Source organism: Enterobacter cloacae complex sp. IR5422 (assembly GCF_049238165.1).
GTDB lineage: Bacteria > Pseudomonadota > Gammaproteobacteria > Enterobacterales > Enterobacteriaceae > Enterobacter > Enterobacter roggenkampii.
Window position 1 is genome coordinate 88912 of sequence record NZ_JBMKHT010000013.1, and the last position, 11956, is coordinate 100867.

Sequence of the window (11956 nt, forward strand, 5' to 3'; positions counted from 1 at the left end):
GCCGGGCGAAACAAACGGCGCTCTACTAGAACCACGCCTCCCACATCGCGCCGACGTTGAAGTCGTCGAGCGTCTCGTCTTTGGTGTTGTTCACGCGCGCGGTGCGTGCGTTATCCACTTTGCCGCCGGTCACGTAGAAGCGCAGCATCGGACGGAACTCTGGCCCCATGGCGATAGACATGTTCTGCGACAGGGTCAGCTTCCAGCCTTTGTTGTCGCCGCCGTTGTCGTAATCCACGTGCTGCCAGCCCGCTTCCAGCCAGGTAGAGTGAACGTCGTTCCACCAGTGCATCGGGCGCACGATGGCGTTGTAGTTCTTACGGTTGTCGGTCTTATCACGGCTGTTGTCGTAGTCGTGGAAGGCGAGGATGTACTCCACCTGCGTGGCCTGGGTGAATTTGTACAGCCCTTCGAAACTGGCGTAGACCGTGGTCAGGTCTTCGGTTTTATTGAACACGCTGTTGTCCGAGTTATCGGAGTAGCGGGCAATCACCTTGTTCACGCCGCTGTCGTTGGTATGGCTCAGCACCACGCCACCCTGCCAGGCGTTCAGACGCTCGTCGCTCTCTACCGCTTTTGAATCAAAGCCGTAGTTGGCGTACAGCTCCAGATCCAGCGGACCGAGCTTCATACCGTGGATTTTAGAGGTGGCCGCGTAGTTACCTTTGTCGCCCGTGCCGGACCCGCCGGTACAGGTGATGCGTGACGGGTTCGCTTCGTCTTCCATCACTTCCGGGCTACAGGATTCCACTGCCGCCACGGCAGCGACGTCAAACTGCACCCCGCCGATATCGAAGTTCTTCACCCCGGCGCCCTGGCCGTCGTGGTTCATCCAGAAGTAATCGTTGATGCCCTGCTGCGGACGCTGGTGGAAGTCGCGACCGGCCCAGAAGTAGGCGTTCGGGTTGGAGGCCATAATGTTGGTCACCCCCGCGTAGGCCTTTTTCAGGTTAACTTCGTCGCCCCAGTGGTCGATCATCACGTTGATGTCCCAGATGGCGCCGTTTTCTCCCTTGAAGGCTTTAGAGAGCTGGAACTCGCCGCCGTTGCCTTCGTTACCCAGACGACCGATCGCGGACGCGCCGTTGTAGGAGCCATCCACCGCCACATATTTCTGATCGGCGGCCTGGAAGTGCGCGCCGTAGCGGGCGTAGCCGGTAAATTTAATCCCGAACGGAATCGCCATGTCCGGGGATTGCGCCGCGCTCTGCGGCTCGGTCACCACGTCCGCTTTTTTCGCGACGGCGGCATCCATTTTGGCCTGACGTTCGGCCAGGGCTTTATCCACCGCTTTCGCCACAATGGCGTCGATTTGCTCCTGCGTGAATTCCTGGGCGAGCACGGAAATTGGGCAAAGCGCGGCGATAACCGCCATGGTTAATGGAAGTTTTTTAATCGTATTCATGGTTATCTCAATATAGTTTAATTTTATTCAGACAATAACCATCCCGCTCCGATCTGACAGAATATGTCGCTATCATCAGAACAAGTGGATTTCTAATTTTAGGTACAGAGGTATTACAGTAATTTATTTCGCCATAGACTATCTCTGATATAAATGAATAATTTCTTCGGATAATTCACGCGCTAATAAGGAGTTCATTAAATGATCCTGCGCGTGCACCATAATTAAGGTCATCGGCTGGCGGGCTTCGCCCGCGTCCTGCTCGATCAGTTTGGTCTGCATTTTATGCGCCTGACGCGCGTAGCCGTCGGCTTCGCGCAGCAGGCTTTTGGCTTCGTCAATGTTGCCCTGACGCGCCGCGTGCAGCGCTTCAAAGCACAGGCTGCGGGACTGCCCGGCGTTGACGATAATTTCCATTACGGCTTCTTCTAGTGCGATCATCATCATTACTCTTTATCAAAGCTATTATTTAAGGCGGTGGCGGCAAACCACTCCCCGCTTTTCTTAATGGTGCGCTGCTGCGTCTTTACATCGAGCTGGATAAATCCGTAGCGATTTTTATACGCGTTACACCACGACCAGTTATCAATAAACGTCCACATATGGTAACCAAGACAATTGCACCCTTCGCTAATACCCTTATGCAGCCAGGCTAAATGTTCGGAAATAAACTCGATGCGGTATTGATCGTTAATCTGGCCATTTTCAATAAAACGTTGCTCGTTTTCGACGCCCATGCCGTTTTCAGAAATAAAGCAGCGGGGGTTGCCGTAATTGTCGCGCAGGTTAATCAGAATATCGTAAATACCCGGCGCGTAGATTTCCCAGCCGCGGTAGGGGTTCATCTTGCGGCCCGGCATCTCGTAGCTATCAAAGAACCATTCCGGCATAAACGGCGCCTGCGGGTTCACCGCGCTGTCGCGACACTTCACGCGACGCGGCTGATAGTAGTTAATGCCGAGCAGGTCGATTTTCCCTTCCGCAATCAGGAAACCGTCTTCCGGCTTGCAGGCGGGCAGCTGGTCGTAAGATTTCAGCAGCGCCACCAGATCCGCCGGGTATTCGCCGCGCAGGACCGGGTCGAGGAAGCTACGGTTAAACATCAGATCCGCAACGTGCGCCGCCTTCACGTCTGCCGGGTTCTGCGAACGCGGATACGACGGCGTCAGGTTCAGAACGATGCCGATCTCCCCCGCGTAGTGCCCGGCGCGGTAGGCCTGAACCGCCTTCGCATGGGCCAGCACCGTGTGATAAGCCACGGTGGCCGCCCGGCGGAAATCCACTACGTTGGGGTAGTGGAAGTCGTACAGATAACCGCCTTCCACCGGCACGATCGGCTCGTTGAAGGTAAACCAGTGCAGCACGCGGTCGCCGAACAGCTCGAAGCAAATCTGCGCATAGCGGGCGTACGCGTCCACTACGTCACGGTTTTCCCAGCCGCCAATTTCCTGCATCGCCATCGGCATGTCGAAATGGAACAGGGTGATAAACGGCGTGATGCCCTGTTCATTCAGCTCATCAATGACCTGATTATAAAAATCGACCGCGTCCGGGTTCACTTCACCGATACCGTCGGGGATCAGGCGCGCCCAGCTAATCGAGGTACGAAAGCTGTTGTGGTTCAGCTGTTTTAACAGCTGAATGTCCGTTTTCCAGTGCTGATAAAACGTGGAGGTGTGCTGCGGCCCCACGCCGTTGTGAAAACGGTTCGGCTCGCGGGCAAACCAGTAGTCCCACGTGGTTTCACCCTCTCGTGTCCCTTCCGTCTGGAGAGCGGAGCTTGCGCTGCCCCACCAGAAGTTATCGGGAAATGCGTATTTCATGACCCTTCCTCTTTGACTTAATTGCTTGTGGCTTCAGCGGCACCCACGGTTGCAGCCTGGGCTTTCTGCTCTTCGTTTTTAATCAGCGTACGCTCATAGGCGCGCAGGAACGGCAGGTACATCAGCGCCGACATCACCATGCAGACGAGGCACATCACCACCGGGCTCAGCGCCCAGTTCGCCGCCCACGAGGCGCCAATCGGCGCGGGCGTAGTCCACGGGGTTAACGAGACCACCTGTGCCAGCCAGCCGAGCTTGGTTGCGCCGTACGCCAGGCAGGCGTTGACCAGCGGAACGAACACGAACGGGATGAAAAGCATCGGGTTCATGATGATCGGCGCGCCGAACAGAATCGGCTCGTTGATGTTAAAGAAGCTTGGCACCACGCCCATTTTGCCGATGGTGCGCAGGTGGGTAACGCGGCTGCGCAGCAGCAGGAAGGCCAGCGGCAGGGTGGAACCGACGCCGCCAATCAGCAGGTAGTGATCCCAGAAACCCTGCAGATAAACGTGCGGCAGCGCCGCGCCTGCGGCCAGTGCCGCCTGGTTTGCCGAGAGGTTCGCCATCCAGAACGGGTTCATGATGCCGGTAACAATCAGCGAGCCGTGGATACCCGCGAACCAGAAGATCTGGCACAGCAGCACGGAGAGCAGAATGGCGGGCAGGGAGTCAGACGCGGACACCAGCGGCTCCAGCAGGTGCATGATCGCCTGCGGGATAATCATCCCGGTCTGCGCTTCAATGAACAGGTTCAGCGGGTGCAGCGTGCCGATCACCACCATCACCGGGATCAGGATCTCAAACGAACGCGCCACGCCGGTGGGCACTTCCTTCGGCAGGCGGATGGTGACGTTGTTCTGCTTCAGCCAGGCGTACACGCGGGTTGAGTAAATGGCGGCGATCAGCGCGGTGAAGATGCCCTGGCCGGAGAGGTACTGGGTTGAGATTTTGCCGTCGGCATACGGCGCGGCGACCAGCAGGAAGGCCATAAAGGCCAGCAGGCCGGACATCACCGGGTCGAGGTTAAACTGACGCCCCAGGCTCGCCCCAATTCCTACCGAGATGAAGAAGGTCATCACGCCCATGCTGAGGTTAAACGGCAGCATCAGCTGTTCGCGGTAGGTTTGGGAAAAATCCAGCCAGCCGCGGGCGAAGCTGTTAGTGGTATCCGCCGAGAACGGCGGGAAGATGAACACCAGCATAAACGAGCCGATGATCATAAACGGCAGCGCGGCGGTAAAGCCGTCGCGGATGGCAATCACGTACTTTTGCTGACCGAGCTTCGCGGCCAGCGGGGTAATTGACTGCTCAATCACCGCAACCATGGATTGATATAACGAACTCATGTGAACACCTTTTAGTGTGCCGCTTCGATGAGCGACAGAGCAAAGTCCAGTACTTTATCGCCACGCTGCATGCCGTAGTCCATCATGTCGATGGGCTGCACCGGAATGCCATGCGTCGCCGCCTTGTCTGAGAGTGTCTGTAACATGTATTTCACTTGCGGTCCGAGAAGTACCACCTGGTATTGCGGAAACTGCGTATCAAATTCGGAAACACCGTACGCATCAATCTTCACCGGCAAACCACGTTCTTTCGCGACATCGACCATTTTGCTGACCAACAGGCTGGTGGACATCCCGGCAGAGCAGCACAGCATAATCTTGAACATCGACAACCATCCTCTAAATGTAAAAAGTTATTGCGAGGATGATTGGACATGATACGGAAACCGGTTTCCATTCATAAAAGACAGAACTGTGACAACCATCAATATCCAATACTTATGAGGCTAATTAACCAGATGCAGGTCACATAATTTGGCTGTTTTGACATCATTTGGAGTGGAAACGGAAAATCGGTTTCCATGGAAAACGGAAACGGATATACTCCGCTCTGGCTATAATGTGAGCCGAAGCGGTCATGGAATTTGCAGGCGCGAGGTAAGCCTGCCAGGGGAAAGAGATGTCGACAATTAATGATGTATCACGTCTTGCCGGGGTGTCTAAAGCCACGGTATCGCGAGTGTTGAGTGGGTCGCGTGGCGTAAAGGAAGCCAGCCGTCAGGCCGTTCTGAAGGCAGTGGATGAGCTTAACTACCGGCCTAATGTGATTGCCCAGTCGCTGCTGAGCCAGTCGACGGGCTGTATCGGGGTGATTTGCGCCCAGGAAAACATTAACCAGACCACCGGTTATCTCTACGCGCTGGAAAAACAGCTCAGCCAGCATCAAAAACACCTGCTGCTGCGTTTCGCGCACAGCAAAGCGGAAGTGATGCACGCTCTTGAGGAACTCTCCTGCGGGCTTTGCGATGACATCCTGGTGATTGGCGCGCGTTTCCCGCTGGACGTCGACATGGACAACGTCATTCTGGTGGACTGCATGGAGTCTGATAATTCCAACAGCATCCAGTTCGATCACGCCTTTGCCGCCGAAACCGCCTGTAACTACCTGACCAGCCAGGGGCGACGCCAGATTGCCCTGATCCATCCGCACGGCAGCGGTTTTGCTGACCAGGTGCTGCTCGGCTACAAGCACGCGCTGGAGAAAAATTTCCTGCCCTTTAATCGCAACCTTGTGTTCATGGACGCGACCTCGTCGTCCGTTGCGCTACAGGAGCTGCTGAATAACGCCAGCACGCTGAACTTCAACGCGCTGCTGGTGGCGGACGAGCAGGAAGCCCAGCGGGTGATCCCGCAGCTGCAGGCGTTTAATAAATCCGTGCCGGACGACATTATGGTCTTTAGCCTGGCCGGATCGCTGCACCTGCCGGGTATTCCGGTGATCCCGGCGATTGAATATTCTATGGATGCGATGGCGGCGCGTATCGTGAGCTGGCTGACGGAGAAAACGCAGATGCTGGGTTCGTATGTGCTGCGCGGGGATTTGATCATTCCAGACGTGCGTAAGCGTTAAAAATATTGTGTAGGCCGGGTAAGGCGCAGCCGCCACCCGGCAAGCAGCATTCAATAATCTTCCATACAATCCACCTGACCAATCGCCGCCCAGTAGGCGTCCAGGTTGTCACGCTTCACGGCGGTAACGGCATTTTTGATCAGCAGCTGATTGGCCTCTGACGACAAAATCATCGCCTGCCAGGCCTTATCGCTCTGCTTTTTCTGTGGCGTACAGGTTTTCTTAATATCTTTCAGGACCTGCTGCTTAATCTGCGCCTCTTTCGCCGGATCGTCCTTTTCCTGAGCGTGGACAAACGCGGCGAACAGCAGACAAACCAGCAGGCAGACAAGGTGTGCAGCTTTCATCAACAACCCCCTTTTGACGTCACAGGCTTCCCATGAAATATATCGTTACATTCAGTGTAGCGACGCCAGCCGAAAGTATGAATTTTCTCCACGTTGCGTGTGTGAGATAGTGAAACGGCACAGATAACAAGGAGAAAAAATATGCACCTGAGCATTACTCATGCGGTTACGGCGCAGGAAAAAGAAGAGTTACTCACGGGTCTGAGAGCCTACAATGCGCAGTTTCTGGATCTCTCCACATTCAGCGGGGATATTGGCGTTTACGTGCGGGACGACATCGGCACCATGCTCGGCGGGCTCATTGGGGTGCGTAAAGGCGACTGGCTGAATATCGACTTTCTCTGGGTGAGCGATGCCGTGCGCGGATCCGGCGTGGGCAGCCAGCTCATCAAAACGGCGGAAGATGAAGCCAGACGCAAAGGCTGCAAGCACGCGCTGGTGGATACCGTCAGCTTCCAGGCGCGTCCGTTCTATGAAAAACAGGGGTACCAGCTGCAGATGTCTTTGCAGGATTATCCGTACCCGGGCATGCAGCGACATTACCTGGCGAAAGCCCTTTAAGCCCGTTTCTGTCATTATGCATTCTGCTATTTATTGCGAGCCGCTTTCCTAATTTAAAACGTGTTGCTTGTCTTCTTTTCGGGCCGTGGCGCATGCTTTGGCCTGGTCAAGTCATCCATGGAGATAGCAATGGAACGCACAGCAAAACTATTCAGAAAGGGTCAGAATCAGGCCGTTATGCTGCCTGCTGAATTCGCGTTTGATACGGAGAGCGTCTACATCCGACGGGATGAGGAGGGGAATGTCGTTTTGGCGGCAAAACCTGTTCTAATAAAGAGCTGGGATAATTTTCTCCGCATGCTGGCAGAAACGGACGTACCAGATACGTTTTTGAGCAAGGAGGAACGCAATCAGAGTGTTACGACAAGAGACCCTCTGGATGGAGCATGCTCATGAGACATATGCTGGATACGAATATTGTGAGTCACTTGTTTAAACGACACCCGGAGGTTGTAAGCAGAATGACATGTCTGGCGCCGGGTGACGTTTGTATCTCAAGCATTACCGAAGCGGAATTGCTGTATGGTGCTGACAAGAAGAAAAGCAGTAGATTGAAAGAAACAATCCGGGAGTTTCTCAATACCATCACGATTTGCGACTGGGACAGCGACGCCGCAGCAACGTACGGTGAACTCCGTGCAACCCTGGAAAAGAAAGGGAAAGTGATGGGGGATCTCGATCAACTGATCGCTGCACATGCTATCAGTCGGGGAACAACGATTGTTACTAACGATCGTGCATTCAGAATGGTGCAGGAGCTTGCCGTCGAGGACTGGACGACAACGTTGTGATCCCTGATGCCCGGTGGAGCAGCGTCACCCGGCCATACCCGCATATAACTTATCCTTCTTATTGATTCTTTTTCGGTTTTTATTTCACCGCCTCGTTGTCGATATAGTCACTACAACATTCAGCAAAAGGAACTGTCTTGTGAAACGTCGATTGGGTGCTCTGGTACTGGCTGGCCTGCTGCTGGCCGGGTGCGATCAAAGTGGCAGCGATGCCAAACACATTAAAGTCGGCGTCATCAACGGCGCCGAGCAGGACGTGGCGGAAGTCGCCAAAAAGGTGGCGAAAGAGAAATATGGCCTGGACGTGGAGCTGGTGGGCTTCAGCGGCTCGCTGTTGCCTAACGATGCCACCAACCAGGGGGAACTGGATGCCAACGTCTTCCAGCATCGCCCGTTCCTTGCAGAGGATAACAAGGCGCATGGCTACAAGCTGGTGGCCGTGGCGAACACCTTTGTTTTCCCAATGGCCGGCTATTCCCGCAAAATCAAATCCGTGTCTGACCTGAAGGACGGCGCAACCATTGCCATTCCAAACGACCCGACCAACCTGGGACGTGCGCTGTTGCTGCTGCAAAAAGAGAAGCTCATCACCCTGAAGCCAGATACCGGGCTGCTGCCGACGGCGCTGGATATTACCGCCAACCCTAAACAGCTGAAAATCATGGAGCTGGAAGGGGCGCAGCTGCCGCGCGTGCTGGACGACCCGAAAGTGGATGTCGCCATCATCAGCACCACCTATATTCAGCAAACCGGGCTGTCGCCGGTGCATGACAGCGTCTTTATCGAAGACAAAAATTCGCCGTACGTGAACATCGTGGTGACGCGCGAAGACAACAAAGACGCCGAGAACGTGAAGGAATTTATCCAGTCGTATCAGTCGCCTGAAGTGGCGAAAGCGGCGGAGACGATCTTTAACGGCGGGGCGGTGCCGGGCTGGTAAGGAACCCGCATAAAGCGCGGTGACGTAAGTTGGCCCGATTTCATCGGTAATCGCCCTTTAACCCACAGCATGACGCGCGACGGCTGGCTATCCTCCTTATCACACCAACCGGAGGATAGCCCATGAACATCACCCACATTCGCAACGCCACCCAGCTGATTACCTATGCCGGAAAACGTCTTTTAGTCGACCCGATGCTGGCTCCGCAGGGCGCTTATCCGGGCTTCCCTGGCACGGCCCATGCCGAACGCCGCAACCCGACGGTCGAACTCCCCGTTGACGTCAACGCGCTGCTGGACGCCGACGCGGTGATCGTCACCCATACCCATGACGATCACTGGGATCGCGCCGCGGCGGAACTGATCGCCAAAGACAAACCCATTTACGTACAAAATGACCGCGACGCCGCGCTGCTGCGCAGCCAGGGGTTTAGCAACCTGACGGTCATGACCGACGAGACCACCTTCGGCGAGATTCGAATTGCGAAGACCCACGGCGGCCAGCACGGTACCGATCGCGCATACGCGGTGCCCGAACTGGCGGAGCGGCTGGGCGAGGCCTGTGGCGTGGTGCTGCGTCATCCTGATGAGAAGACGCTTTATATTGCCGGGGATACCGTCTGGCGTGACGAGGTGGCGGCCGATCTGCAAAAGCACCAGCCGGACGTGGTGGTGCTGAACGTCGGCTATGCCCACGTCATTGGTTTTGGGCCCATTATTATGGGGCAGGAGGATGTGCTCAACGTCCATTTCCTGCTGCCGCAGGCTAAAATTGTGGCGAGCCATATGGAGGCCATTAACCACTGCCTGTTGACCCGCAGCGCGCTGCGTGAGTACGTAGAAGCCAACCAGGTGAGTGACGCGGTGAGTATTCCTGAGGATGGCGAAACCGTTATATTCTGAGTGTCTAAAGGGGAAAGGAGAGACAAATGTCGCTAGTCAACGTCGCGATTGTCGCAGTAGACGGGTTCAGCCCGTTCCACTACTCCGTTCCCTGCATTCTGTTTGGCGACTCGGTCTCCGGAGAAAAGCGCTTTAACGTGGCGATCTGCGCCGAAACGCCAGGGTTCCTCACCTCAAAAGACGGATTTGCCCTCAACGCCACGCAGGACTTTACCGCCATTGGGCAGGCCGATATTGTTGTCGTTCCCTACTGGCAGCACGTTCTTGAACGCCCGCCCCAGACGCTGCTCGACAGCCTGGTACAGGCGAGAGACCGCGGCGCAGAAATCGTCGGGCTGTGTCTGGGGTCGTTTGTGCTGGCCTGGGCGGGGATCCTCGACGGCAAACGCGCGGCCACCCACTGGGAGTTCGAACGTCAGTTTCAGTCGCTCTTCCCGAACGTTCGGCTGGATATTAATGCCCTTTACGTGGATGACGGCAATATCATCACCTCCGCCGGGACTGCCGCAGCCCTCGACTGCTGCCTGTATATCATTCGCCAGCGCTTTGGCAGCGTGGTTGCTAACCAGATTGCCCGCCGGATGATTGTTCCGCCCCACCGCGAGGGCGGGCAGGCGCAGTTCATCGCCCAGCCGGTGCCTAAAGATACCCGCGACGGGCGCATTAACTGCCTGATCGACTACCTGCAGCAGCACATCACCGAACAACATAGTCTGGACTCGCTGGCTGAGGTGGTCTCGATGAGCCGCCGCACCCTGACTCGTCATTTTGTTAACGCTACAGGGATGAGCGTCGCCGACTGGTTGACCGCCGAACGCCTGCGGCGCAGCCAGATCCTGCTGGAAGCCGGAAATATGCCGATTGAACGCGTGGCTGAGCTGGTGGGATTTAATTCCGCCGTCACCTGGCGACAGCAGTTTAAGGCGCGTTTTGGGGTGAGTCCGGCGGAGTGGCGAAAGACGTTTCGGCTTCATGCCTAGTGTATTACGGCTAACTCAAGATTTAAGGGTGAGTTAAATCCTTTCTTATTTTCTCTTAATATCCTTCTCACTCTTCTGAAATAACTATTAATTTTAGGAGCCCTAATTCAAATTAGATATACTCGCTTTAAGAAAACTCTTATATTACAAAAATAATCATTGCGGACATTTTTGTGGCATGGATGAATAGCGCCGAAATAAAAATTAGAATAATTTCATTAGTAAATTATGCTGTTGCTATCTTATTGTTTTCGCTTTTTTCAGCGAGGGTGAGTGCTGCACCTTTATCGCCAGCCGATCGCGATTCCATTCAACAGCAACAGCAGCAGCTTTTATTACAGAACCAGCAACAGCGTGAGGAGCTGGAGCGGAGTATTCCTCGCCCTGCGCCCGCCAGACCGCTGCCGGTTACCGGCTCCGGGCCCTGTTTCACTATTCATACCATTACCCTTTCCGGTGCGACCTTAATCTCCCCGAAAAACCGGCAGACCCTTGTCGCGCCGTGGCAGGGCCGCTGTCTGGATATGGCGAAAATAACGGAACTTCTCGCCCATATTTCTGACTGGTATATCAGCCGGGGATATATTACCAGCCGCGCTTTTCTTACCGAGCAGGATCTCTCCGGCGGTCAGCTGAATATTGTTGTGCTGGAAGGCAGACTGGAAGCGATCCGTCTGGAAGGCGAAACGCCGCGTATGCTGAAAATGGCGTTTCCGGGACGGGTGGGCGGCATCCTTAATTTACGCGATATTGAACAGGGCATGGAGCAAATTAACCGTTTGCGTACCGACCCGGTTCAGATTGAAATTCTTCCGGGAACGCAGGCCGGATATTCCATCGTTAATCTCACGGCAAAACCGGAATTTCCCTTAAGTGCATCGGTAAGCCTGGATAATAGCGGGCAGAAGAGTACCGGCGAAGATCAGCTGAGTGGCGTGCTCACCGCCAATAATATGCTGGGGCTGGCGGATAAATGGTTTGTCAGCGGCGGGCGCAGCAGCGATTTTGCCAGCGCGTACGATGCGCAGAATTTTCAGGCGGGCGTCAGCGTGCCGTTTGGCTATGGATTACTGGACTACAGCTACGCCTGGAGTAACTACCGGACCACCATCAGTAACCAGGGATTCAACTGGCTCTCCACGGGCGATACCAAAACCCACCGCGTTAACGCGTCCTGGGTGGTCTTCCGCAACGGGGAGGTGAAAACCGGCATTGCGGCAGGCGTGGTTCAGCGATCCAGCCGCAACTGGCTCAACGACGCGCCGCTTCAGAGCAGCACGCGCAACCTCTC

Annotated in this window: 14 protein-coding genes; 8 read left to right on the forward strand and 6 right to left on the reverse strand. The window is 55.3% G+C overall.

Features of this window, described 5'->3' with window-relative positions:
* Nucleotides 1-25: 25 nt before the first annotated feature.
* The 5 genes from ACOTXT_RS09010 to ACOTXT_RS09030 form a co-directional block, all read right to left on the reverse strand.
* Nucleotides 26-1405: a carbohydrate porin gene (locus ACOTXT_RS09010; RefSeq protein ID WP_023326394.1), complete on the reverse strand. Its 1380-nt coding sequence runs from the start codon at nucleotides 1403-1405 to the stop codon at nucleotides 26-28.
* Between the two features lie 138 nt (nucleotides 1406-1543).
* Nucleotides 1544-1846: a PTS lactose/cellobiose transporter subunit IIA gene (locus ACOTXT_RS09015; protein WP_008500136.1), complete on the reverse strand. Its 303-nt coding sequence runs from the start codon at nucleotides 1844-1846 to the stop codon at nucleotides 1544-1546.
* 5 nt (nucleotides 1847-1851) lie between these two features.
* Complete coding sequence (locus ACOTXT_RS09020; protein ID WP_179366956.1) at nucleotides 1852-3228, reverse strand: glycoside hydrolase family 1 protein; 1377 nt, start codon at nucleotides 3226-3228, stop codon at nucleotides 1852-1854.
* A gap of 17 nt (nucleotides 3229-3245) precedes the next feature.
* Nucleotides 3246-4574 carry a PTS sugar transporter subunit IIC gene (locus ACOTXT_RS09025; RefSeq protein WP_025910681.1) on the reverse strand — a complete coding sequence of 443 codons (1329 nt, stop codon included), beginning with the start codon at nucleotides 4572-4574 and terminating at the stop codon, nucleotides 3246-3248.
* A gap of 11 nt (nucleotides 4575-4585) precedes the next feature.
* Nucleotides 4586-4900, reverse strand: coding sequence for a PTS sugar transporter subunit IIB (locus ACOTXT_RS09030; RefSeq protein WP_008500132.1), 315 nt, complete (start codon nucleotides 4898-4900; stop codon nucleotides 4586-4588).
* Between the two features lie 293 nt (nucleotides 4901-5193).
* Between ACOTXT_RS09030 and ACOTXT_RS09035 the strand changes: the two genes are divergently transcribed.
* The gene (locus ACOTXT_RS09035) at nucleotides 5194-6144 is read left to right on the forward strand and encodes a LacI family DNA-binding transcriptional regulator (RefSeq protein WP_023293714.1); all 951 of its coding nucleotides are present in this window, start codon (nucleotides 5194-5196) and stop codon (nucleotides 6142-6144) included.
* A 50-nt stretch (nucleotides 6145-6194) separates the two neighbouring features.
* Here the strand turns inward: ACOTXT_RS09035 and ACOTXT_RS09040 are convergent, their stop codons facing one another.
* Entirely contained in the window at nucleotides 6195-6491 is a 297-nt protein-coding gene (locus ACOTXT_RS09040; RefSeq protein WP_021242704.1) for a YicS family protein, read from the reverse strand.
* Between the two features lie 141 nt (nucleotides 6492-6632).
* Here ACOTXT_RS09040 and ACOTXT_RS09045 point away from each other — a divergent pair, with 141 nt between their 5' ends.
* The 7 genes from ACOTXT_RS09045 to ACOTXT_RS09075 form a co-directional block, all read left to right on the forward strand.
* Nucleotides 6633-7052: a GNAT family N-acetyltransferase gene (locus ACOTXT_RS09045; protein ID WP_008500129.1), complete on the forward strand. Its 420-nt coding sequence runs from the start codon at nucleotides 6633-6635 to the stop codon at nucleotides 7050-7052.
* Nucleotides 7053-7181: 129 nt separating this feature from the next.
* Entirely contained in the window at nucleotides 7182-7448 is a 267-nt protein-coding gene (locus ACOTXT_RS09050; RefSeq protein ID WP_032675702.1) for an antitoxin, read from the forward strand.
* Entirely contained in the window at nucleotides 7445-7843 is a 399-nt protein-coding gene (locus ACOTXT_RS09055; RefSeq protein WP_023293716.1) for a type II toxin-antitoxin system VapC family toxin, read from the forward strand. Before ACOTXT_RS09050 ends, ACOTXT_RS09055 begins: the two co-directional genes overlap by 4 nt.
* A 139-nt stretch (nucleotides 7844-7982) precedes the next feature.
* The gene (nlpA, locus tag ACOTXT_RS09060) at nucleotides 7983-8783 is read left to right on the forward strand and encodes a lipoprotein NlpA (protein ID WP_008500128.1); all 801 of its coding nucleotides are present in this window, start codon (nucleotides 7983-7985) and stop codon (nucleotides 8781-8783) included.
* Nucleotides 8784-8905: 122 nt separating this feature from the next.
* On the forward strand, nucleotides 8906-9685 hold the full coding sequence (locus tag ACOTXT_RS09065) for an MBL fold metallo-hydrolase (protein WP_021242705.1): 780 nt from the start codon (nucleotides 8906-8908) through the stop codon (nucleotides 9683-9685).
* Nucleotides 9686-9711: 26 nt separating this feature from the next.
* A complete protein-coding gene (locus ACOTXT_RS09070; RefSeq protein ID WP_021242706.1) occupies nucleotides 9712-10665 on the forward strand; it encodes a GlxA family transcriptional regulator in 954 nt (317 codons plus the stop codon).
* Between the two features lie 182 nt (nucleotides 10666-10847).
* Nucleotides 10848-11956, forward strand: a 1109-nt coding sequence (locus ACOTXT_RS09075) for a ShlB/FhaC/HecB family hemolysin secretion/activation protein (RefSeq protein ID WP_421625303.1), incomplete at its 3' end; no start/stop codon positions are given.